The organism is Proteus vulgaris (assembly GCF_033708015.1).
GTDB lineage: Bacteria > Pseudomonadota > Gammaproteobacteria > Enterobacterales > Enterobacteriaceae > Proteus.
The window spans coordinates 2,290,392-2,314,977 of sequence record NZ_CP137920.1; the positions used below are offsets into that span (position 1 = coordinate 2,290,392).

Sequence of the window (24,586 nt, forward strand, 5' to 3'; positions counted from 1 at the left end):
TCTTACCGTCGCTTTATCTAGCTTTTCTCATAAAATAATCAGCTTGTCATACATCATGTATTTGCGGAGCTTATACAATGAGAGCAACCATATAAATGCTTATTAAGCCGCTTTATTTCACTGTATTTTTAATGATTTTAGCCATTGTGAAAAATCTTCGCCAAACTCTTCGTGCTGTATTCCATACTCTACGAAGGCTTTCATATATCCTAATTTATTACCACAATCGTGGCTTTTCCCTTGTAGGTGATAAGCTTCAACGGCTTCTTTTTCAATCAACATGGCAATCGCATCAGTTAACTGAATTTCATCTCCAGCACCGGGTGCTGTTTTCGCTAATAGTGGCCAGATACTTTCAGATAATACATAACGCCCTACGATAGATAAATTTGAAGGTGCTTCTTCTTTCTTAGGTTTTTCAACAACACGTGTGATTGGTTTGCTATCACCTGGGCATAAATTTTCACCCATGCAATCGACAATACCGTAATTAGAGACTTCATCTTCAGGCACTGGTTCAACAAGGATTTGACTTGCGCCAGAGCGTTCAAAGTGAGAAAGCATCTCTTTTAAGTTAACTTTCGTTAAATCAGCACTGTATCTATCTAAAATAACATCAGGCAGGATAACAGCGAAAGGTTCATCGCCAATTAATGGCTTAGCACATAAAATAGCATGGCCTAATCCTTTTGCTATTCCCTGACGAGTTTGCATGATAGTGACATGACTTGGACAAATACCTTGTACTTCTTCTAATAACTGGCGTTTAACGCGTTTTTCTAAAATCGCTTCTAATTCAAAACTCGTATCAAAATGGTTTTCAATTGAATTTTTAGATGAATGTGTAACAAGTACAATTTCATTAATACCTGCTGCAATACATTCATTCACTACATATTGAATAAGAGGCTTATCAACCACTGGCAACATCTCTTTTGGAATTGCCTTGGTTGCAGGTAGCATTCTTGTTCCTAATCCAGCAACAGGGATCACCGCTTTTCTTACTTTACGTACTGCTGATGACATTATAATTCTCCTGCAATTAGTACCGTTCTACTTTCAGCTTTGAATGGGCACAATTAAAAATAATTGCCAGAGTATACCAGCTAATATCTAAGGATAAACAGAGCCCTACCCGTTAATTGAGATAGTTCTTCATTTATGTTTAATATATGCACAATATTCTATTTTATTTAATCTACATTTAACTTTTATAGATAGGGGAAAACATTAATTTAATCTGATTTCTGCTGTCCCAAATTTTACATTGCCAATTTGTTCCTTCGCATTTTACTTGATTAATATATAAAAGTTGCAGCGTGCCTAAAGGAATACCGCTATTTAACTCAAATTTTTTATTTTCTGTTTTTATTTCGGCTTTTAAACCTGCTGAAGCTAAAAGGATATTCTTTTTCTGTGTATGATAATAACCAAGTATAATAGGAAAGGTCCCTTTCACTCCAATTTCATTAAGCATTTTATTTAGTTTATTCAACATATTATACATACTTGGCAACGTTTTTACTTTTTGTGATGACTTTAATACATCATTAAAAACAACCCGTAAGAGTAAAGCGACCAAAAGTCCATTTTCATCATCCCTCGATATATCAACACAATAGAAAATAATTTGGTCTTCAGATAAAGCTGCAATATCAAATAACAACCCCATTTTAGTGATATCATTTAATTGACGATAATTAACACAATATCCCGCAACAACCTGTTTAACTTGAGGTTGCATCTGTTTTATGAACGACTGAATATAATGGGTATCTTTTCGTAAGCTATTCCAAAGTGGTTCAAAATGTATACCTTCTATTAATACTGATTCAAAAAAGCCAGGACATAATACTTCAATAACTTTTTGTTTTAATTTCTCAAGATGTGTTATTGGCTTTAGAAAAATCTCTTGCGCCCCTAAACGCAACATATCATCTATTTCAGCCATATTGTCTGTACATGAAATAGCAATAACAGGAATATCCAATTTACGTTGTTCAAGGTGGCACAAAAAAGTGGGGCCATTCATTACTGGCATACGGATATCACATAAAATCAGATCGGGGAGTACTCCCCCTTCTAATAAAGATAATGCTTGGCTACCGTTATCTGTTGTATAAACACAAGCTTTCTCATGTGAGAAATATTCCGTCAACATTGTGCGAAAAACGACCTCATCATCAATTATTAAAATTTTTTTACCCACTAAGGCTTTGTTCATTGGTGACTCCGGTAACTATCGTTTCACATGCTGATTAATTAGCGCTACATTATTAGTTTAGTTCAACATTGACGTTAATTATTCCCAATCGTTACTTTTTTCAATCTACGGGGAAATCGTCATACTAATAACGTGATTTAGGACATTATTTTGTCAAGTTTATGCCCCTGCAATAGTCAATTATTCTACTCTGATTGCTGTGAGCCTTACCATTTAGGTCAAAAAAACGCTTCAACAGCAGAAGCATTGATGCGTTCGCGTTATAGCGCGTTTGTTAAACATAATGCTGATTACTTAATAAAAACGTGGCACCCTTCTTGTCGTGTTGCATCTTTGCATGATGAATTAGTTTCAGGCTTTCCAAATACACAGTGGCTTGGACTCAATGTCATTTCATCGCAAGCGAGCACAAATAAAAATGAGGCATATGTTGAATTCTCGGCTTGCTTTATTGAAAGAAATGCCGATGATAAACAGTACTTACATGAACGCTCTCGTTTTCTAAAAATAGATAACTGTTGGTTTTATATTGACGGTGTGAAACCGAAAGTGGGACGAAACGATCCCTGCCCTTGTGGTTCTGGACGTAAATACAAAAAATGTTGTGAAAATAACATCAAATAACTGCAAACATAGAAGTAAAAGAAAGGATTTATCCATACATGCAACACCAAAATACTCAAAAAAAAATACTGCGTACTATTTGCCCTGATGCAAAAGGACTTATCGCTAAAATCACGAATATTTGCTACAAACATCAATTAAATATTGTTCAAAATAGTGAGTTTGTTGATCATCGTACAGGTCGCTTTTTTATGCGTACCGAGCTTGAAGGCATCTTTAATGATGAAACCTTTCTGGCCGATTTAGATGATGCCTTACCACAAGGCTCAAAACGTGAATTAAATACCGCAGGCCGTCGTCGCATTGTCATTATGGTGACAAAAGAAGCACACTGCTTAGGCGACTTATTAATGAAAAGTGCATTTGGTGATTTGGATGTTGAAATTGCCGCTGTCATTGGTAATCACGACACACTAAAACATTTAGTAGAACAATTTGGTATTCCTTTCCATCTTGTTAGCCATGAAGGCTTAACCCGTGATCAACATGATGAAAAGTTAATTGCGCAAATTAATCAATACAAACCTGATTATGTTGTACTCGCAAAATACATGCGTGTACTAACACCCGCATTTGTACAAAACTTCCCAAATCAAATTATCAATATTCATCACTCCTTCTTACCTGCCTTTATTGGTGCACGTCCTTACCATCAGGCTTATGAGCGCGGTGTCAAGATCATTGGTGCAACAGCGCACTACGTAAATGATAATTTAGATGAAGGCCCAATCATCACTCAAAATGTGATTAATGTTGATCATACGTTCTCTGCCGAAGATATGATGAGAGCTGGTCGAGATGTTGAAAAGAATGTACTTAGCCATGCCTTATATTGGGTACTTTCACAACGTGTCTTCGTTTACGGTAACAGAACAATCATTTTATAAATTTTCTGTCACCAATAATGCAAACATGATGACTATCTAAAAGTAAACCGCGATATAAAACATATCGCGGTTTACTTTTTATCTCTTATTAATAAAGATGATATTGCTTAAAATCAATATGATAGCGCATAAAGCTTGAACGATACGCACATTTTTACAGCAGTCAGTCTATTTTTAGCAAAATAGCGCTTTACAGATTTCAGGTATTTGGTATTATTGCGCCCGCTGTCACGGACAGCAAAACAATTTAATGTTGGTGGGATACCCAAGCGGCCAAAGGGAGCAGACTGTAAATCTGCCGTCACAGACTTCGAAGGTTCGAATCCTTCTCCCACCACCATCTCCTCTTCGCTTTCTTCTCTAAAATTATCTTATTCCATTTTATCAATTAAATCCAAAAATCGATTCAATATGCTTGAATGATACTTAGATTTATAGATATAACAGCTATACCGCATTTCCGGTTGAGTTAATGGTATAAAGCATAAGTCGGCTTCATACTCACTTTTCAATGGATTTTCATCTGTTAATAAAAGAGAGTGGTGTGTTTGAATAAAACGTAAACAACAATTAAGATCATCCATTATTCTGACACTCACAGCCTTTCCTCTATCTCCAATTTCACTCTCTAATTTTTTTATCTTAGCAGTTTTGTATAATGCCGGATCACAGAGCCAAATATTTTCACTTAAGAGTCTATCAAGATTATTATTTACACTATTCACCAGTGTTTTTTGACAACAAATGCCCAAGTGCTTATTTTCTATTTTATGAAGAAGGCTAAATTTTTCACTAATAATTTTCTCAGAACTTAATATTAATGTATTACCATCATAATCAGGTATTTCTTCAAAGTTTTCTCTTGAAAATCGCATTATATTTATATGGGAATAATTTTTATTTGCTGCTTGATAAAACTGAGTTAAATACTGACTTTTTCCCCAATCATAATAAACATGAATGCTATTGTTTATAATTCCCGAGATATGTTTTTTAGTTATCTCTTTTTCTTGAAGATAAAGCGATTTCAAATCATTATAAAGTTCAAGCCCTTCCTGGGTTAAACTCATACCAAACTTCTCTCGCTTAAATAAACGCTTACCTAATACGGCTTCAAAGTCTTTGATAGATTTAGCGACGGGAGGCGTCGTGCGATTCATCACCCGCGCAGCTTTACTTAACGAGCCATTTTCGACAACAGCCATAAAGGCTTCTAACTTACGAGAAAAAAACATAATTCACCATTCCTTTGCTGTGTAGAATAAAATAATTTCATTGATTCATTTTATGTAAATAAAATAGTGATTAATTAATTTAAAAATTAATTTTATATAAAAGCAGTTTTATATAAATATTTTTTTACCTCCTTTTAATGAATACAATTTATAACTACAATATTATTTTTATTATGTCATCATTCTTCACATATAAAGAATAATAATACTTATATTCTTCTATCAAAGATTAGTTTATGTTTCTAGTTTGTTTAATTAATATTTTTTGTTATGCAATTAATTATTTTTATTAAATTAACACACTCTATTTAATCGCTTTTATTTTTATCTAATTTTATCTTTCTCTTGATAAGCTGTGCCATCATTTCCGTGATTTGCTTACATTCATTTTATGATCCTGCTAGTATTAGACATCCTATTATTCAATATATAAATGGTTACAGTCACATGAAATTTGTCTCTTTCAATATTAATGGTTTACGCGCTCGTCCTCACCAACTTGAAGCTATCATAGAAAAACATCAGCCAGATGTTATTGGTCTTCAAGAAACGAAAGTTCATGATGATATGTTTCCATTAGATACAGTGGGTGCCTTGGGTTATCATGTTTTCTATCATGGTCAAAAAGGACATTATGGGGTTGCCTTACTCACAAAAGAAAAGCCTGTCGCAGTACGTAAAGGCTTTCCTGGTGATGACGATGATGCTCAACGTCGAATGATAATGGCTGATATCGAAACACCCGCGGGTTTATTGACTGTGATGAATGGTTATTTCCCTCAAGGTGAAAGCCGTGATCATGAAACTAAATTTCCAGCAAAAGAAAAATTCTATGCGGATCTTCAAAATTACCTAACCAACAGCTTAAAACCGACCTCTTCCGTACTTATTATGGGGGATTTAAATATTAGCCCAACGGATAAAGATATTGGTATTGGCGAAAATAATATGAAACGCTGGTTAAAAACGGGTAAATGTTCTTTTTTACCAGAAGAGCGGGAATGGCTGGCAACTTTAATGGGCTGGGGATTAACAGATACATTCCGCCAACAACACCCTGAAGCTGATGATAAATTTTCGTGGTTTGACTATCGTTCTAAAGGATTTGATGATAACCGAGGCTTACGTATAGACTTACTTCTAGCAAGTCGCTGCTTAGCGGAGAATTGCATTTCAACAGGCATTGATTACGAGATCCGAGGGATGGAAAAACCATCCGATCATGCACCCGTTTGGGCTGAATTTAAAATCTAAATAGATCCAATCTTCATTTCATAAAAGCACTTCCCTAAATAATGAAGGAAGTGCTTTTTATTTGTACTTAATGATCCGTAGCCGCTTCTTTACTCTGCGCTTTATTTTTTGTAGCACTTCCTTTATTACTTCCTTTAGAAGCTGCCTTTCGCTTTTTATTATGTGCCGGTGCAGGAAGATTTCTAAACGCTTGAATATTCGGACGACGTTTTGCTTGAGTAATCAACTCTATTAAAGTGCTATTTAATGGCATCATAAAGTCTTGATATTTAAATTGCTTTTCACTAATTTGCGTAAGTATCGATTCCCAATGTGCGGTCATATCGGGTAAAGTTGCCATATCTGGCAATACATGAATTAACGCTCTTCCCGCTGGCGTTGAATTAATCGCTCGTCCTTTTTTTTGCAGAAAGCCACGTTTAAATAACAGTTCAATAATTCCCGCTCTTGTCGCTTCAGTGCCTAATCCATCCGTTGCTCTTAGTATTTTTTTAAGTTCTTTATCTTGAACAAAGCGCGCAATTCCGGTCATAGCAGACAGCAATGTTGCATCAGTAAAAGGCCTTGGGGGTTGCGTTTGCTTTTCAACAATCTCTCCCTTTTCACACAACAACTCATCGTCTTTAGCCACTATTGGCAATGCAGAACCGTCATTTTCAGCATCTTGCTCTTTCGCACCTAATAATATTCGCCATCCTGCTTGTGCTAAAAAACGCGCTTTAGCGATAAATTTGCCATTCTCAATATCAAGTTCAATAACGCATTTACGATAAACAGCATCAGGCATAAATTGCATTAAATATTGACGAGCCACCAGATAATAAATATTTTTCTCATTTTCAGTTAATGAGATCTTACCTGTTTTTGCCGTTGGAATAATTGCATGGTGAGCATCAACTTTTTTATCATCCCAACAACGATTCTTTTTATCTATATCTAGGGTATCTTGCGGTAATAAGCTTGCGTCATGTGTGCTAATCGCATTAATCACAGCATGACGACCAGCAAAATGTTCATTGGGTAGATAACGACTGTCAGAACGTGGATAAGTAATGAGCTTATGTGTTTCATATAAGCGTTGGCACGTATCTAAGACTTGTTGTGCGCTTAAGCCAAAGCGTTTTGCCGCTTCAATTTGTAATGCGGAAAGTGAAAAAGGAAGCGGCGCTATTTCAGACTCTTGCTTATCTTGATAATCCGTTACATTCGCAGGTTTGCCTTTAATTCTCTCAACAACATGCTCTGCAAGTTTACGATTTAATAACCGTCCTTCCTCATCTTGCCAAGGTTCACAATGTTCACTTGGTTGCCAAGTCGCAGTAAAGCGTTCATCGGCAGGTGTTACAACATGCGCTTTAACTTCAAAGAAATCTTTAGGAACAAAGTTTTCAATTTCTTCATCACGCCGAACCACTAAACCTAATACGGGTGTTTGCACTCGCCCTACTGATAATACACCTTGGTAACCATTGCGTTGACCTAAGAGCGTATAGGCTCGAGTCATATTAATACCATAAAGCCAATCAGCTCTTGCTCGCGCCAAAGCAGATACACACAATGGTACAAATTCATGGTTATAGCGTAGCTTATCAATAGCACGCGTCACTGCCGCTGGATTTAAGTCATTAATTAAGCAACGACGCGCCTGTTTTCTTTGCTCTTCGCTGATATTTAAATAGTTAAGCACTTCATCGACTAACAGCTGACCTTCACGATCTGGGTCGCCTGCGTGGATCACTTCTTTTGCCTGCTTAAGTAGTGTTTTGATGGTTTCTAACTGTTTTTTTACATCAGCTCTGGGCTTGAGTTGCCACTTTTCAGGAATAATGGGCAAATCATCTAACGACCAGCGGGCGTACCGCGGGTCGTATGCATCCGGCTCAGCTTGTTCAAGTAAGTGACCAACACACCATGTCACATACTGGTTATCACCACAAAGAATAAAACCATCGCCCCGTTTGTGAGGCTTTGGCAATACATCAGCAATAGCGCGAGCAAGGCTGGGTTTTTCTGCAATAAATAATCTCATTACGTTAGTCAGTCACTTCAATCAACGCTTTTCCCGCTACTGGTGCCGTTAATTCACCAATAGACGTTAATTCAATATCAAAACGTGAGGCAACTTCTTTCACTTTTTCAACCGCTTCAGGTAATACGGCTAATAGTAAACCCCCTGATGTTTGTGGATCACAGAGCAACTTACGTTGCATTTCAGTGATCTCACCAATTAAATGACCATAACTTTCAAAGTTACGACCTGTTCCCCCAGGAACACAGCCTTGTTCTATATAAGACTCGACTTCTGGCAATCTAGGGACTTGTGAGAAATGAATAGTCGCTTGTACACCAGAGCCATCACAGATTTCGCTTAAATGTCCTAATAAACCGAACCCTGTAACGTCGGTCATTGCAGTGACACCTTCAATATCAGAAAAATCAGAACCGGCTTTATTCATACGGCACATAATTTCTGTCGCTAAACCTTGGTGTTCTGGTTTTAGTAGCCCTTTCTTCTCAGCGGTTGTTAATACACCAATACCCAAAGGTTTCGTTAAAAAAAGCTGACATCCTGCTTTAGCTTCGCTGTTTTTCTTCACTTTACTGACGGGCACAACCCCTGTTACAGCAAGACCAAAAATAGGCTCAGGTGCATCAATTGAGTGACCACCAGCGAGTGAAATGCCTGCTTCTTGGCAAGCAGCTCGACCACCCTCAATCACTTCGCGTGCGATTTCCGGTGCCAGTTTATTAATTGGCCAGCCTAAAATAGCAATCGCCATAATCGGTTTTCCGCCCATGGCAAAAATATCGCTAATTGCATTTGTTGCCGCAATACGCCCAAAATCATAGGGGTTATCAACGATTGGCATAAAGAAATCAGTGGTGCTGATAATACCTGTACCGTTTCCTAAATCATAAACAGCAGCATCATCTTTGGTTTCATTACCGACAAGTAAATGAGGATCATGAAATTTAGCTTGTTCACTGTGTAAAATGGTTTCTAAAACTTTTGGCGAGATTTTACAACCACAACCTGCACCATGACTGTATTGTGTTAAACGAATTGCTTCAGACATAACATGCCATCCTTTTTAAAAATAAGTCACAAAATCAGTTAAGTCGGCAGGAGAAACTGTCATTGGTGCTTTCAAGGCTGGCGTACCTAAATAAAGGAAACCAATAATCTGGTCGTGTTCGCTACAGCCAAGTCCTTCTCTTACAACGGCATCATGAGTCCAAGAGCCTGAACGCCAAATTCCCCCAAATCCTTGCGCAACAGCCGCCATTTGCATTGCTTGCACACTACAACCAGCGGCAACAACTTGCTCCCATTCAGGAACTTTAGGGTGTTCTTTCACTTTCGCAATAACCGTGATAATCAATGGGGCACGAAAAGGTGCATTTTTTGCTTTTTCTTCAACTTCTGGTCCTAAATTACTCGCTATTGCCGCCTTATGCAGTAATTGGCTAAAACGCTCAATGCCTTCATTTTGCATCACTATAAAATGCCAAGGCTTAAGTGCACCATGATCAGGCGCGCGCATACCTGCTTGTAAAATAGTATTGAGGGCTTCACTATCAGGGGCTGGCGTAGTCAGTCGAGAAGCTGAACGGCGGTTCAAAAGCAGTGTTAATGCATCCATTTTTATTCTCCTGTCAGCATTTTATTTTAGCAAGATCCCCTTCTTATGGGGATGGACAGTTCTTATCAATTCGCAGTATAACAAACTGTGATATTACCACCATCCGCAGATTTAGGCGGAAATTTTTCTAAAAATCAGCTGAGTGGTTATTTTATCGTAATTTATTGTTCATAAAATGATTAATCTTGGCTTACTCAGTTAGTTTAAGTTTGCTTTGAGCTTATTTTTCTTTTTAACTCAGCGCTCCTCTATATCACTTTGATGCCTTTTTGTGTGAGTTTATTTAGCTATTTTTACGTAAGATAATTTTTACTTAATAACATCTTAAGTAAAAATTTATCATTAGTGGTTTCCTAAAAATCAATGACAGACATTCAATAAGAGCTATATTAGAATATTCCTTCATTGTTATTGCTATTCTCTCTATTGTTAACAACACTTTTTGTTTTAATAGTATGAGATTATGTGGATATAGCCTGCTTACCAATAATTCTAGCATGACTGTTTAGGATTAAATTTTAGCTTTACATGATGTGGAGATAGTATGAATAAAATTATGGAGTTAATCGGCGCAATATTAAAATTCAGTTGGCAAGCCATTAACTTTATCCGGAAATTAATCTTAAACGTTATTTTCTTTTTTCTTCTCTTTATGGTCATTGGTATTTTCTTAATTAGTAAAGAAGCACAAAAACCGATGAGTTATGAAGGTGCCCTTCTTGTTGATCTTAAAGGTGTGATTGTTGACCAAACTGCGACCCAAAACCCTTTAGGAGAAGTTGGACGTGAGCTTTTAGGCGTTTCTAATAGCCAGCTCCAAGAAAATTCATTATTCGAAATCGTCGATACGCTACGCAAAGCCTCTCAAGATCCGAAAATTAAAGGTATGGTGCTCAAACTTGATGAATTTGCAGGTGCAGATCAACCTTCGCTAAATTATATTGGTAAAGCACTTAATGAATTTAAAAAGACAGGCAAACCGATTTTTGCCGTGAGTGGCTATTACAACCAGCCACAATATTATCTTGCGTCTTATGCAGATAAAATTTATCTCACTCCTCAAGGTGCAGTCGGGGTTTATGGTTTTGGCTTTCAAAATCTCTATTACAAAACACTGCTAGAAAATTTAAAAGTAAGTACTCATATTTTCCGTGTAGGGACTTATAAATCTGCCGTTGAACCATTAATGCGTAATGACATGTCTGCAGAATCTCGAGAAGCTTCATTACGTTTAGTTAATGCACTGTGGTCTACTTATTTAACTCAAGTTGCAGAAAATCGTAGTATTACCACCGAGGATGTTTTCCCTGGTGCAAAAGAGATGATTGCACAGCTACGCAATGCCGATGGGGACAACGCAACTTATGCGCTAAATCGTAAATTAGTGGACGCAGTAAGCTCATACGCTCAATTTGAAGCAGATATGACAGAAACCTTCCAATGGGATAAAGAGAACCAGCAATTTAACAATATCAGCATTTATGATTATGCCGATACGTTAACTTCATCATTACCTGCAAATGATGAAGGTAATATTGCCGTAGTCGTTGTTCAAGGCGCCATTATTGATGGTGAAAGTATTCCTGGGTCTGCGGGGGGATCAACTATTGCGAATCAAATTCGCCAAGCACGTTTAGATCCGAATATTAAGGCACTTGTATTACGTGTCAATAGTCCAGGGGGGAGCGTTTCTGCATCAGAGCAAATACGCAGTGAAGTTGCCGCCTTTAAACAACAGAAAAAACATGTGGTTGTTTCAATGGGAGGCTTAGCCGCATCAGGTGGATATTGGATCTCAACCCCTGCAAACAAGATTATTGCGAGCCCATCAACGTTAACTGGCTCAATTGGTATTTTCGGCGTTATTAATACCTTTGAAAATAGCCTAGAATCTATTGGTGTTTATACTGATGGTGTCACAACTTCACCATTAGCCGGATTATCTGTTACAAATAAACTCCCTGAAGAATTTGCAGAACTTTTACAGCTAAATATCGAAAGTGGCTATAAAACGTTTCTTAATTTAGTGGCAGAATCTCGTAAGAAAACACCTGCTCAAATTGATCGTATTGCTCAAGGTCGAGTATGGGTAGGAATAGATGCAAAAACGGTTGGTTTAGTTGATGAATTTGGTGATTTTGATGATGCCATTGATGCTGTTGCTAAAATGGCAAAAATTGAGCACCCCGTTATTGATTGGATGAAGCCAGAATTAAGTCTCTCTGAACAGATCATTATGAGCTTATCATCTAACGCAAAAGCACTTATTCCTGATCCGTTACAAGCATATATACCTGCACCTGTTTTAAAAGAAGTCAAAACACAGACAGAGTTTTATCGCAACATGAATGATCCGCTAAATCGCTATGCGTATTGTTTATCTTGTGGCGATATTCAATAATCTTGTCTATTCATACACCTGCTCATCAGGAACAGGTGTATTCCTCTCTTTTTTCTGACTTTTATAGAATGATATTCTGATGAAAATTTTTGTTTGTTTGTCTTCATGCTATTTTTAACACAATGATTTAAAGCAGATATTAGTTATTCTCTATTTTCTTTTTTTAGCATCCTTTCCTTTTTTTATTCTGCAAACTCCCTATAATCAGGTATTTCTCACAGCTTAATAAGAGTGCTTTGTCTGATGCAAAAGAAATCAATCTACGTTGTTTATACTGGCGGTACTATTGGTATGCAACATTCTGAACATGGCTATATCCCGGTATCAGGACATTTACAACGCCAATTAGCTAAAATGCCAGAATTTCACCGTGAGGAGATGCCTGATTTTACAATTAAAGAGCACCTTCCTTTAATTGATTCTTCAAATATCACCCCCGAAGATTGGCAATCTATCGCAGATGATATTAATGAAAATTATCACAATTATGATGGGTTTGTTATTCTTCATGGCACTGATACCATGGCATTTACCGCATCAGCACTCTCTTTTATGTTTGAAAACCTTAGCAAACCGATTATCGTGACTGGCTCTCAAATTCCTTTGGAAGCCTTACGGTCTGATGGACAAACAAACCTATTAAATGCACTTTATCTCGCCGCACATCATCCAATTAATGAAGTGGCTCTGTTTTTCAATAACACACTGTATCGTGGAAACCGTACAGTAAAAGCACATGCGGATGGCTTTAATGCCTTTGCGTCACCAAATAGCGCACCATTATTAGAAGCTGGCATTAATATTAAACAATTTAAAATTAATTCCTTTCCTAAAGGAAATGGGGAATTTATTGCACATAATATTACGCCTCAACCTATCGGTGTGATCACCATTTATCCAGGGCTTTCAGATGAAGTCGTTAAAAATATCCTGATGCAACCTGTGAAAGCCTTAATATTGCGCTCTTATGGTGTCGGTAATGCCCCCTCACACCCTGCTCTACTTTCTACCCTACGTGAAGCAACAGAGCGGGGTATTGTTGTTATCAACCTTACACAATGTATTTCTGGTCGAGTCAATATGGAAGGTTATGCAACAGGTCAAGCATTAGCGGAAGTGGGTGTGATCAGTGGCTTTGATATGACATTTGAAGCAACATTAACTAAACTGCATTATCTTCTTAGTCAACAATATCATTACACTGAAATCTGCCAACTAATGCAACAAAACCTACGCGGTGAAATGACATTAGACGATAACAACTAAGTTTAATCAAAAGGTAAAATAGGTGAAAAACGCGGCACTGTTATTAGTTGATATACAAAATGATTTTTGTACAGGTGGTGCATTAGCTGTTAATGAAAGCGATAAAGTGATACAAACCGCCAACCAACTTATTCATACTTTCAATCAATCTAAAAACCCGATTATCGCCAGTTTAGATTGGCATCCAGCCGATCATCTTAGTTTTGCTGAAAATTCAGGCACTGTGGTGGGAGAAATTGGCACCCTTAATGGATTACCACAGGTTTGGTGGCCCGTTCATTGCGTACAAAATTCTTATGGTGCTGCATTTCATCCTGAATTAAACCAAGCCCAGATTAATCACATTATTTATAAAGGGCAAAACCGTCTTATTGATAGTTATAGTGCTTTTTTTGATAACGACCATGAATATCAAACAGGCTTGCACACACTTTTGCACACGCTAAATATAAAACATCTTTATATTTTAGGAATTGCTACGGATTACTGTGTCAAATTTACAGTGCTAGATGCGCTGTTATTAGGGTATCAAGTCTCAGTCATTACAGACGGTTGTCGTGGCGTCAATATTCAAGAAGGCGATAGCGAAAAAGCATTGGAAGAGATGCAGGCAAAGGGCGCGACATTAATTGATTCAGCACATTGGCTTAATCGTAACAATCAATAGGTTCGTTATTTTCTTTATCTTAATAAAATGAGAAAGGGGCTATTTTTAACCAACCTGGTTAATAAACATCCCCTTTTATCTCTATTTTATCCATTCAACACACTTTTTAGTCATCATCCATTGGCGTTAACGTTGCCAAACGTTCAGATTGAAACTGAGCTTTTAATTCTTGTTTACTCTTCATGGTAATTTGCCCATTCGTTCCTACTGTCATATGTTCAGGTGTGTGGTTATTTTTCGCCTGCCATAATAAAACAATCTGCATACAATGCTCTTTTTGCTCATCAGTCAATGCAACGCCATCAGGCCATTTACCTAGTTCAACCGCTGTTGAAATACGCTGGTAAATCTCAGGGGTTACCATCGAAATAAGTTCATTAACTTCCATTGATTGCTCCATAAGCTAAATAATCACTTGAAATGGCTGAATCGTTTTTTCTTTTGTTGTTATTTTGTTAATTTAACGAAATTAACCAACTTGTTTTTCGCCTGTTTCACTATTCGTAAATGAAAGAGAGGCTGAATTAACACAATAACGCTCTCCTGTTGGGGCGGGGCCATCATTAAAAACATGGCCTAAATGTGCATCACATTGCTGGCAACGTATTTCAGTTCTTTTCATATTATGAGAAAAATCATCAATATAGCGAATTGCATTATCACTAACGGGTTGATAAAAGCTGGGCCAACCACATCCCGCATCAAATTTCGTCTCTGAATAAAACAGAGGCGCAGAACAACATAAGCAGTGATAAATCCCTGTTTGACGATTGTGTAATAATTTACCACTAAACGGAGGTTCTGTACCTTGCTGTTGAGTCACATAACGTTGCATTTCATTGAGTGTTGATAAATCAATGTGATTGTTATTACTTGAAATATTCACTTTCTTTTCATTATCTGCCATATCGACCTCTTGCCCAGTAAAATGCTTTTTAAAACAACAGTGAATAATAACAAAGATTTAACAACAAATCTGAAAAATATAGTCTAAAATCATCAAGAGTAATCTTTAGTTTTTGAAATGTGATGAATTTCACATAACGGAGCAAAGGTAACTTCATTTATCGGTATTGATCCCGATAATACACAGCGTAACATTTAGCTAAAACGACCAATCTTTAAGCGAAAAGTGTTTTTTTAATTGATTTTTTGCAATTATTGACACGATTCCGCTTGACGATTGGCGCGGTTTTGGTAACTTTAGAATCAACTTTTTAATTCACTAAATTAAAGCTGGTGGAATACATATGACTATCAAAGTAGGTATTAATGGTTTTGGTCGTATCGGCCGCATCGTTTTCCGTGCTGCTCAAGAACGTTCAGATATCGAAATCGTAGGTATTAACGATCTGTTAGACGCAGAATACATGGCATACATGCTGAAATACGATTCAACTCATGGTCGTTTCAACGGTACTGTTGAAGTAAAAGATGGCCACCTCGTTGTTAATGGTAAAACCATCCGCGTAACATCAGAAAGAGATCCAGCAAACCTGAAATGGAACGAAATTGGTGTTGATGTTGTTGCTGAAGCAACTGGTCTGTTCTTAACTGATGAAACTGCTCGTAAACACATCCAAGCTGGTGCGAAAAAAGTTGTTCTGACTGGTCCTTCAAAAGACAGCACACCTATGTTCGTTATGGGTGTAAACCACAAATCATATGCAGGTCAAGATATCGTTTCTAACGCATCTTGTACAACTAACTGCTTAGCGCCTTTAGCAAAAGTTATCAACGACAAATTCGGTATCGTTGAAGGTCTGATGACAACTGTTCACGCAACAACTGCAACTCAACGTACTGTTGATGGTCCTTCAATGAAAGACTGGCGTGGTGGTCGTGGTGCTTCTCAAAACATCATCCCTTCATCAACGGGTGCTGCTAAAGCAGTAGGTAAAGTTATTCCTGAACTGAACGGCAAACTGACTGGTATGTCTTTCCGTGTTCCTACTCCTAACGTTTCTGTTGTTGACTTAACTGCACGTCTGGAAAAACCAGCAACTTATGCTCAAATCTGTGAAGCAATCAAAGAAGCTGCTGAAGGCGAACTGAAAGGCGTTCTGGGTTACACTGAAGATGCAGTTGTTTCAACTGACTTCAACGGTGAAGTATTAACTTCAGTATTCGATGCTAAAGCAGGTATCGCGCTGAATGACAACTTTGTTAAATTAGTTTCTTGGTACGATAACGAAGTTGGTTATTCAAACAAAGTTCTGGATCTGATTTCTCATATCTCTAAATAATTAGAGTTTAGAAAGTCACGATTTCTTTTAGAGCCACCTTTTCGGTGGCTCTTTTATTTTCTAGCCAGTCAGTTTATTGTATTAAAATAGTCAGTGACATAAGGTTATAGATAATGAATGAGAAAATTTTTTCTTTGCCGATTATTGAACAAATATCACCTTACTTAAGTCGTCGGCAATTAGGCGAACTTCCTATCCTTGTTATTTCGCATCCTAAAGTACGTGCTGCTATCAGCCTTCAGGGCGCACACTTAATTGCTTGGCAACCCGCACAAGAGCATCCTGTCTTTTGGGTAAGCGAAGCCTCTCTCTTTACTCCTGGTGTTGCCATTCGTGGCGGTATTCCTATTTGCTGGCCTTGGTTTGCTTCTGCGGGTACACCAAGTCATGGATTTGCGCGAATTCTTCCTTGGGAATTTAGTGCCCATACCGAACAAGATGATAGTGTTCTCATCACCATGACATTAAAAGAGAGCCAACAAACACAAAAATATTGGCCACATCCCTTTACGGTTATTGCTCGTTTTAAATTAGGCGCAACTTGTGAGGTTGAATTAGAATCTTACGGTGATTATGAAGCAACAGCAGCCCTTCACTCTTATTTTAATGTGAGTGACATTGATAATGTCTCTGTAACAGGTCTAGGAAGCCACTACATTGACACAGTGGCAGATAAAGAGGTTTACACTGATGAAACCTCATTACGTTTTAATGGGCGTACTGACAGGCTTTATACAGAGCCTGACGATTTCAATCTTATACATGACGATGGTTGGGATCGCACAATTGAAGTTCATCATTACCATCATAGTGATGTCGTATGTTGGAACCCCGGTGCAGAGCTTGCAAGTTCAATGAAAGATATGAGCGCAGGTGGTTATCGTAAGATGGCTTGTGTAGAAACCGCTCGTATCCACCAACCCTTAAAACCCGATAACGTTCATCCTGGTCGCTTATCTCTGGTCGTTCGTGTACGTAAAAATATTGCTGAAAAATAAAGCATTACTGACATTTGACACAATAAAAAAGCTTCGAGTTTGAATCGAAGCTTTTTTATCATAGCTAATCACACTGATTTTTAGCGAATTAGAATGTGTAAGTCACACCTGTCCACACAATCGCAGTCACAGATTTATTCACCATTGGGCTGTCTTTCACTTCGCTCGGTAAATGGTCAACACGTCCCATCGCAAAGAAATTCCATTTTTCTGTAAATTTATAATTAGCAGAGATTTCAAAATAAGGTCTCCAGCTATCATTTGGCGTATATTCAGCTAAACCACTGCGTTGAGATTCTGCATGACTAATTCCATAAGCATAACGGTTCTGCTTTTTGTTTTCCCAAACAAAACCGATACCGGGTTGTAAAGACCAGTTACCCAATTCGAAAGGATATAAATAAGCAGCATCAGCGATAATACCATTACTTTTGCCTAGCATATCACCCGATACAATTGCCCTTAAGCTACCCCATGATTCATGGTGCTTATAAGTAAAGCCCCCCATCATAGTGTCACGACGACGATTTAATTTTTTCATTTGCTCATCGTCACTATCGCTTGGTTTATAAGCCTGAGGATAATAGTGTAAATCAACAGAGAGTTGATCTTTAGGTGTATTCCACAGGTAATAACCCGCCGCTAATGTGGCGAAATAGAAATTCTCTGACTGGTAGTTAACTTGCGGTACGGGTAATAAATAATCTTTTGATTTAGCCCCCTTATAAGGAGTAACTTGTGCTAAAACGGATCCCCCTATTGACCATTCTCCAGCAAATGCTACTGGTGTGCTAAGCCCTGCGATAACGGCTAAAGAAATGATAATCTTCTTATTACTCACGATGATTTTCCATTATTGTCATTAATAAAGTAGCAACCAAAACCCTATTTCAGTCACAAATAACTAAGATTGATACCATTTTACCTATAATCATTTTAATTTTGCATTAAATGTGTAGCAATCAATGCTTGTCCTAATGCAATACCACCGTCTCCAACGGGTAATATCATAGGGATAAGTACTTTTTTATTGTTTAATTTTTTCTTAAACAGGTGTTTGAGTAATGTATTATTTAACACCCCTCCCGTAAGTACAACGGTATCAATCTGATACTTATCAGCATATTGCAATGCAATATTGCCCAAGCTTTCCGCTAATAGATAATGAAATAGCCAAGCTTTTTCACTGACACTAAGCTTTACATTTTCCCATTGAGACCAAAAAACAGACAGATCAAGCAAGTTATTTTTTATAGGCATTAAATGCCCATATCGCTTAATAATTTCTGTTTGTTTTTCGTTCTGACACGCCAATGCAGCAGTTTGTAAGTAACATGCGGCTTCGCCTTCCCAGCTTATCTCTTTCGGGGCTAATCCTAATGATGCCGAGACGGCATCAAAAAAACGGCCACAAGAAGAGGCTTTAGGTGAATTTATGCCACGTTTTAGGGCTTTACTTAATATCTGCAACTCATTGTTAGGTATCATTTGGGTGATAACACTACCTTGCCAATCTTCAGAAAAAGTAGCTAAATGTGCGAACCAGTTTCGCCAAGGTTGAATAGAAGCAAGATTACCTCCAGGCATCGCAACAGCTGGGAGTCCACCAATCCGCTCTGAATTTTGATAGTCCACCCGCAGGCATTCCCCTCCCCATAGCGTGCCATCTTGCCCAAAGCCTAATCCATCAAGAGCAATACCAATGACAGCTCCCTGTTGATGTGTATGACCATGTTCAGCAAGACAAGAAACAATATGTGCATGGTGATGAGAGACTTCAATAATAGGAAGATTTTGCTCATGAGCAAACTGTTTACCCAACTGATGACTGATGTAGTTAGGATGTGCATCTATTGCAATGGCTTTAGGTGCAAAACGATAAATCTGTTGGAAGAGATCCAACGATTTTATCAACTGTTGTCGCACGCTTAAATCATCAAGATCGCCTAAATGAGGCCCCATAATGGCTTGATGTTGACGTAATAAGCAAAATACATTTTTAAGATCCCCCCCCATAGCGAGTACTGAGGGTTGTGCTCCAAAATCTTCAGGGAGTGAAATCGCATCAGGGACATAACCTCGGGAGCGTCTGATCATAACGCTCTGTTTACCCTCAATGCGAACCAATGAGTCATCAGCCCTTTGTATAATTTCTCTATTATGCATTAAGAATAAATCCGCAATATCTTTCAATTGTATTAAAGCTTCTTCGTTACTTAATGCAGGTGTATGACCTGATGCATTTCCTGATGTCATAACAAGAGGAATGTTCGTGCCACGTGCTAATAAATGTTGCAACGGGTTAGCGGGTAACATAACACCAATTTCAGTTAATCCCGGCGCAATAAGCTCCGCTAGTTTAGGTGTGGCGGTTTTAGGGACTAATACAATAGGGGCTGCCGTGCTTTGCAATGTTTGAATGGCTGTTGGAAGAAAATCTGGATCGTGCTTATCTGCTTTAATTTGATCGATTCCAGTGATCATCACCGCTAGTGGCTTAGCTGGTCGGTATTTACGTTCACGTAATAATGCAACACTGGTATTATTACGTGCATCACAGACTAAATGAAACCCCCCAATCCCTTTAACGGCAACAATCTTTCCAGCAAGTAAAGCTTCACATACTTGAGTTAATGCAAGCTCTTTTGTTGCTAACACTTTACCTTGATTATCTGCAAGCCAGATATGGGGTCCACACACAGGACATGCATTAGGTTGAGCATGAAACCGTCTATCAGAGGGATCTTCATATTCATGTTTACATTCAGGGCAGAATGGAAATTCAGACATTGAAGTAAAAGGCCGATCATAAGGCATTTTTTTTATGATGGTAAAACGCGGTCCGCAATGTGTGCAGTTAATAAAGGGATAATGATAACGACGATTTTGTGGATCAAACAATTCATCAATACAAGCTTGGCAAGTCGTTGCATCAGGAACAACTTGCGTATCCATTTCGCCACCACCACTTTTTACAATAATAAAGTCAGTCGGTAGCTGTTCCCATTGAAAAGGAGATCCTTCTATACGTTCAATACGTGCTAGTGGTGGGCATTCTGCTTTTAATGCTTCTATAAAGAGTGCATTTTTAGGTGAAGGCATTAAATGTATCAATACCCCCAAACTATCATTGCTCACCTGCCCTAATAAACCAAAGCGATGGGCTAATTGCCAAACAAATGGGCGAAACCCAACGCCTTGAACTTTTCCTTTTACACGCAATGCAATGCCGTTACTCATAGGATCACCAAATCAAAATAAATTTAGTCTTATTCTAGTTTAGTGATTATCAACAACTTTCATTTAGATCAGAAAAAGTGGCATTAGGTAAATTTATCATCACTTCTACTGCCACTCTTGGTGTGATTGCACACAGTAATTCGTAGCCAATAGTGCCACATGCCATTGCAACATCATCAACTGGCAGTTCTTCTCCCCATAATTCAACGGGGCTACCATAATTAACATCAGGAAAATCTGTAACATCAATGGTTAGCATGTCCATTGAAATACGTCCAACCAATTGTGTTTTATGCCCATTAACAATTACAGGTGTACCATCTGGTGCATGCCTTGGATAACCATCAGCATAACCACAAGCAACAATACCAATCCGCATATCACGATCAGCGGTATATCGGCTACCGTAACCTATTTGCTCACCTTTTTTAACTTGTTGAATGGCGAGTATTTCACTCTTAAATGTCATGACGGGTTGTAAATCGAAACCAGCAATATCTTGCCAAACCCCAGAAGGCGAAACACCATATAAAATAATACCTGGGCGTACCCAATCTTGATAAGTTTCAGGATCAAATAACGTTGCCGCTGAATTTGCCAAACACCGAGGTAATTCATTAACCATTGCCTGATTAATGGCGGTTTTTTGTATATCCATGTTCAACCCAGTATCTGCATTAGCAAAATGCGACATTTGGATAATAGAACCAATATTGTTGATACTTTTTGCACGAGCAATGGCTTGTTTATAGGCGTCTGGTCGATAGCCCAACCGATTCATTCCACTATTCAATTTAAGATAGATATTAATCGGTCTTTCTAATTGCGCATTTTCTATGGCATCAAATTGCCAATCAGAATGCACTACGGTTGTTAGAGAATAGCGTTCTAATAAATAAACATCTTCTGACTTAAAAAAACCTTCCAGCAAAAGGATAGGACCTACCCATCCCTGCTCTCTTAACATAATAGCTTTGTCTAGCTCAATTAAGGCAAAACCATCAGTATGACTTAATGCCGGCCAAACGCAGGATAATCCATGTCCATAAGCATCTGCTTTCACAACAGACCACACTTTGCTGCCTTTGACTCTCTCTTTAATAACAGACAGATTATGGCTTAATGCATCGAGGTTAATGGTTACTTTTGTGGGTCTGGACATGGTTTTTCCTCAATTAATAAGCTGTATCAAGTTTTTGCCCCGGTAAGAGCAATTTAGTATTAAAGCCATCGATATACCGAAACACAGATAAGTCATCAGCGGCAATAGCGGGTTTATTCCCTGAAATTAAATCAGCCAATAATTGTCCCGAACCACATGCCATTGTCCAACCTAATGTACCGTGCCCTGTATTTAATGATAAATTGCGATAAGCCGTAGGCCCTACAATAGGTGTACCATCAGGTGTCATAGGTCTTAGCCCCGTCCAAAATGTGGCTTTTTCAATATCACCCCCACCCTGATAGAGATCTTGTACAACCATTTTTAATGTTTCACAGCGCGATTTTAAAATATTCAGATTAAAACCAACGACCTCAGCCATTCCACCGACACGAATTCGCTCATCAAATCGTGTTACCGCAATTTTATACGTTTCATCTAAAATCGTAGATGTGGGTGCTCTTGATGCATCAATAATCGGCATCGTAAGTGAATAGCCTTTAAGGGGATAAACAGGAATAGCAACTTTATTTTTCAAAAATTCTGTCGAATAAGAGCCCATGGCGACAACATAGTGATCGGCTGTTAATAGCCCATCATGACATTGGACACCCACTACTTTATCACCATCAAATAACAAATGTTTGATTTCTTTGTTAAATAAGAACGTAACCCCCGCATCTTCTGCCATTTTAGCGAGTTTTTTTGTGAAAATTTGGCAATCACCCGTTTCATCATTTGGTAAACGTAAACCACCGGTCAATTTATGAGTGACATGTTCGAGTGCTGGTTCTGCTAATTTTAGTTGGTCTGCCGTTAACAATTCATAAGCAACACCCTCTTGCTTTAATACAGCAATATCATTAGCCGCATTATCAAATTGCTTTTGATCACGGAAAAGTTGCAGAGTACCGCCTTGGCGTCCTTCATATTCAATGCCTGTGTCTTGGCGTAATTGGCGAATACAATCACGACTATATTCGGCAATACGTACCATACGGCTTTTATTCATAGTGTAATGTGACGCATCACAATTACGTAACATTTGCCACATCCAACGTAATTGAAAAAGTGAGCCATCAGGTTTAATCGCTAATGGGGCGTGCTTCTGGAACATCCATTTAACGGCTTTTAATGGGATCCCAGGAGCCCCCCAAGGGGTCGCATATCCTGGAGATATTTGACCCGCATTACCTGCACTCGTCTCTTCTGCTGCACTATTTTGTCTATCAACAACAATAACTTCATGACCTTGTTGCACAAGATACCACGCACTTGTTACACCAATAACGCCGCCACCTAAGATGATCACTTTCATGGCAAGACTCCAATAATTTACATTGATATAACATAAGAATAATATTCTATACACAAAAAGCCAATATAGAATAATCATCTGAGCCAATAAAAAGATAGATTTTAGAGTTAAGTCACATTTGATTGTTATTCGACAAGCCATTTTCAAAAAAAATTTCAAAATTAACCCATAAAATCAAATAGATAAAAAATTTACTATTAATTATCAAAATATCAATTAGTAGATTATTTTAAATTGAAGAGAGTTTAAAGCGGATATAAAGAAAATTTTTATTTTATTAAAATCTATAAAACAATTTGTTTTTAGATGATAACACTTAAAATAACTCACTTTGGTTATTCTTTTTACTAAAAATAACCTATTTAAAGCATTGCCTAAAAATGACACATTATTTTTAAAAACGAAAAAACCAGTATCACAAATTGTATGAGTACTGGTTTTTTCTATTGTGATAAAGCAGTAAACGTAATTAGCGTTTTACTTCTTCTAGATCACTCGGTAATGGGGACTGTAAACTTTGCCAGATAATGCCGCTGTCTTTACCATATTGACGGACACATTCCATAACATGCTCGACATCTTTTTGCTCACATAATATAGCCAGTTTTTTATAGAAAGCTAACGCGAGTTCTTTGGCTTGAAGATTTGAGAAATAATAACGGCCTACGCGAGTATAAAGCCCTTTTAAGCCGTTTAAAATAAGACCATAAATTGGGTTACCTGATGCAAACGCTAATCCACGGAAAATGTTGTAATCCAGCTCACTAAACTCATCAGCGCTATTTTCAGTGGTAAGCTCATGGTGTAAAACTTCAATGCATTTTTCAGGACTATTTTTAAATGCGGTACGTATAAAAATAGCTGAAATATTGGTTCTAACAGCCAATAAATTATCTATTAATTGTGGCACGCGATCATGATCAAGGCGAGCGACTGTTTCAAGGATATTAAGGCCCGATGTTTCCCAGAAATTGTTTACCTTTGTTGGCTTTCCATGTTGAATAGTTAACCAACCATCACGGGCTAGGCGCTGCAATACTTCTCTTAATGTGGTTCTTGTAACACCGATTAATTCAGAGAGCTCACGTTCCGCTGGAAGAATAGATCCAGGAGGAAAGCGATTATTCCAGATACTTTCAACAATATACTCTTCCGCAAAACCTGCGGGGCTTTGAGCCTTAATAACCATATTTTTATTTCTTCCGAAGCGATTTTTCTGCTAATAATGGAAAAGATAATATCAGAATGCGTAATTTTGATATAGCTCAACCATCATTAAATAGTGAATGGCATCATAAAACTTGATGTCGTTTTATCAATTTATTATTACTAATACGCTTAATTTCACAGCGATTAGCGCGTACTATGGTTAGATTGCGCATCATTGCGCTTAAAATCTCTGTTTGGAGGATGAGAAACC

The 24,586-nt window shown here is 37.9% G+C and carries 21 protein-coding genes and 1 tRNA gene; 9 read left to right on the top strand and 13 right to left on the bottom strand.

Translation table 11 applies throughout. The annotated features are described in order from the left end of the window. Nucleotides 1-117: 117 nt before the first annotated feature. Entirely contained in the window at nucleotides 118-1,026 is a 909-nt protein-coding gene (gene galU, locus SB028_RS10885; protein ID WP_069368976.1) for a UTP--glucose-1-phosphate uridylyltransferase GalU, read from the bottom strand. A gap of 178 nt (nucleotides 1,027-1,204) precedes the next feature. Next, nucleotides 1,205-2,209 carry a two-component system response regulator RssB gene (rssB, locus tag SB028_RS10890; RefSeq protein WP_318859376.1) on the bottom strand — a complete coding sequence of 335 codons (1,005 nt, stop codon included), beginning with the start codon at nucleotides 2,207-2,209 and terminating at the stop codon, nucleotides 1,205-1,207. 165 nt (nucleotides 2,210-2,374) lie between these two features. Between rssB and SB028_RS10895 the strand changes: the two genes are divergently transcribed. From SB028_RS10895 to SB028_RS10905, 3 genes are all read left to right on the top strand, one after another. Further along, nucleotides 2,375-2,848, top strand: a complete 474-nt coding sequence (locus SB028_RS10895) for a YchJ family protein (RefSeq protein WP_069368974.1) — start codon at nucleotides 2,375-2,377, stop codon at nucleotides 2,846-2,848. Nucleotides 2,849-2,886: 38 nt separating this feature from the next. Next, entirely contained in the window at nucleotides 2,887-3,735 is an 849-nt protein-coding gene (gene purU / locus SB028_RS10900) for a formyltetrahydrofolate deformylase (protein WP_069368973.1), read from the top strand. 255 nt (nucleotides 3,736-3,990) lie between these two features. Continuing rightward, nucleotides 3,991-4,075: transfer RNA gene (locus SB028_RS10905), tRNA-Tyr, on the top strand. Between the two features lie 31 nt (nucleotides 4,076-4,106). Here SB028_RS10905 and SB028_RS10910 read toward each other — a convergent pair. Then, on the bottom strand, nucleotides 4,107-4,970 hold the full coding sequence (locus tag SB028_RS10910; protein WP_069368972.1) for a helix-turn-helix domain-containing protein: 864 nt from the start codon (nucleotides 4,968-4,970) through the stop codon (nucleotides 4,107-4,109). 447 nt (nucleotides 4,971-5,417) lie between these two features. Here SB028_RS10910 and xthA point away from each other — a divergent pair, with 447 nt between their 5' ends. Further along, on the top strand, nucleotides 5,418-6,224 hold the full coding sequence (gene xthA / locus SB028_RS10915; protein ID WP_069368971.1) for an exodeoxyribonuclease III: 807 nt from the start codon (nucleotides 5,418-5,420) through the stop codon (nucleotides 6,222-6,224). 67 nt (nucleotides 6,225-6,291) lie between these two features. Here the strand turns inward: xthA and SB028_RS10920 are convergent, their stop codons facing one another. Genes SB028_RS10920 through SB028_RS10930 form a run of 3 tightly spaced genes read right to left on the bottom strand, consistent with a single transcriptional unit; the run spans nucleotide 6,292 to nucleotide 9,868 of the window. Then, the gene (locus SB028_RS10920; protein WP_069368970.1) at nucleotides 6,292-8,253 is read right to left on the bottom strand and encodes a DNA topoisomerase III; all 1,962 of its coding nucleotides are present in this window, start codon (nucleotides 8,251-8,253) and stop codon (nucleotides 6,292-6,294) included. A gap of 4 nt (nucleotides 8,254-8,257) precedes the next feature. Beyond that, nucleotides 8,258-9,301: a selenide, water dikinase SelD gene (gene selD / locus SB028_RS10925; protein ID WP_069368969.1), complete on the bottom strand. Its 1,044-nt coding sequence runs from the start codon at nucleotides 9,299-9,301 to the stop codon at nucleotides 8,258-8,260. 15 nt (nucleotides 9,302-9,316) lie between these two features. Next, on the bottom strand, nucleotides 9,317-9,868 hold the full coding sequence (locus tag SB028_RS10930) for an NAD(P)H nitroreductase (RefSeq protein ID WP_069368968.1): 552 nt from the start codon (nucleotides 9,866-9,868) through the stop codon (nucleotides 9,317-9,319). Nucleotides 9,869-10,412: 544 nt separating this feature from the next. Between SB028_RS10930 and sppA the strand changes: the two genes are divergently transcribed. The 3 genes from sppA (at nucleotide 10,413) to pncA (ending at nucleotide 14,202) form a co-directional block, all read left to right on the top strand. Beyond that, entirely contained in the window at nucleotides 10,413-12,269 is a 1,857-nt protein-coding gene (gene sppA / locus SB028_RS10935; RefSeq protein WP_069368967.1) for a signal peptide peptidase SppA, read from the top strand. Between the two features lie 243 nt (nucleotides 12,270-12,512). Continuing rightward, nucleotides 12,513-13,535, top strand: coding sequence for an asparaginase (ansA, locus tag SB028_RS10940; protein ID WP_069368966.1), 1,023 nt, complete (start codon nucleotides 12,513-12,515; stop codon nucleotides 13,533-13,535). Nucleotides 13,536-13,557: 22 nt separating this feature from the next. Then, nucleotides 13,558-14,202 (top strand): bifunctional nicotinamidase/pyrazinamidase, encoded by a 645-nt coding sequence (gene pncA, locus SB028_RS10945; protein ID WP_069368965.1) that lies wholly within the window; start codon nucleotides 13,558-13,560, stop codon nucleotides 14,200-14,202. A gap of 106 nt (nucleotides 14,203-14,308) precedes the next feature. On the opposite strand, the gene SB028_RS10950 is transcribed toward pncA, so the two are convergent. Beyond that, nucleotides 14,309-14,590 (bottom strand): YeaC family protein, encoded by a 282-nt coding sequence (locus tag SB028_RS10950; protein WP_036912841.1) that lies wholly within the window; start codon nucleotides 14,588-14,590, stop codon nucleotides 14,309-14,311. 81 nt (nucleotides 14,591-14,671) lie between these two features. Next, entirely contained in the window at nucleotides 14,672-15,109 is a 438-nt protein-coding gene (gene msrB, locus SB028_RS10955; RefSeq protein WP_069368964.1) for a peptide-methionine (R)-S-oxide reductase MsrB, read from the bottom strand. A gap of 343 nt (nucleotides 15,110-15,452) precedes the next feature. On the opposite strand from msrB, the gene gapA reads away from it, so the two are divergent. Both gapA and SB028_RS10965 read left to right on the top strand, forming a co-directional pair. Continuing rightward, nucleotides 15,453-16,448 carry a glyceraldehyde-3-phosphate dehydrogenase gene (gene gapA, locus SB028_RS10960; protein ID WP_004243268.1) on the top strand — a complete coding sequence of 332 codons (996 nt, stop codon included), beginning with the start codon at nucleotides 15,453-15,455 and terminating at the stop codon, nucleotides 16,446-16,448. Between the two features lie 113 nt (nucleotides 16,449-16,561). After that, a complete protein-coding gene (locus tag SB028_RS10965; protein ID WP_069368963.1) occupies nucleotides 16,562-17,446 on the top strand; it encodes a D-hexose-6-phosphate mutarotase in 885 nt (294 codons plus the stop codon). An 88-nt stretch (nucleotides 17,447-17,534) separates the two neighbouring features. Here SB028_RS10965 and SB028_RS10970 read toward each other — a convergent pair whose 3' ends face one another. The 5 genes from SB028_RS10970 to fadR all read right to left on the bottom strand — a co-directional run bounded on the left by SB028_RS10970 (nucleotide 17,535) and on the right by fadR (nucleotide 24,355). Continuing rightward, on the bottom strand, nucleotides 17,535-18,287 hold the full coding sequence (locus SB028_RS10970; protein ID WP_069368962.1) for a MipA/OmpV family protein: 753 nt from the start codon (nucleotides 18,285-18,287) through the stop codon (nucleotides 17,535-17,537). Nucleotides 18,288-18,382: 95 nt separating this feature from the next. Beyond that, nucleotides 18,383-20,686, bottom strand: a complete 2,304-nt coding sequence (hypF, locus tag SB028_RS10975; RefSeq protein WP_069368961.1) for a carbamoyltransferase HypF — start codon at nucleotides 20,684-20,686, stop codon at nucleotides 18,383-18,385. 49 nt (nucleotides 20,687-20,735) lie between these two features. Beyond that, a complete protein-coding gene (alr, locus tag SB028_RS10980) occupies nucleotides 20,736-21,848 on the bottom strand; it encodes an alanine racemase (RefSeq protein ID WP_069368960.1) in 1,113 nt (370 codons plus the stop codon). A gap of 13 nt (nucleotides 21,849-21,861) precedes the next feature. Continuing rightward, on the bottom strand, nucleotides 21,862-23,166 hold the full coding sequence (locus tag SB028_RS10985) for a D-amino acid dehydrogenase (protein ID WP_069368959.1): 1,305 nt from the start codon (nucleotides 23,164-23,166) through the stop codon (nucleotides 21,862-21,864). Nucleotides 23,167-23,635: 469 nt separating this feature from the next. Continuing rightward, complete coding sequence (fadR, locus tag SB028_RS10990) at nucleotides 23,636-24,355, bottom strand: fatty acid metabolism transcriptional regulator FadR (protein WP_069368958.1); 720 nt, start codon at nucleotides 24,353-24,355, stop codon at nucleotides 23,636-23,638. Between the last annotated feature and the right edge of the window lie 231 nt (nucleotides 24,356-24,586).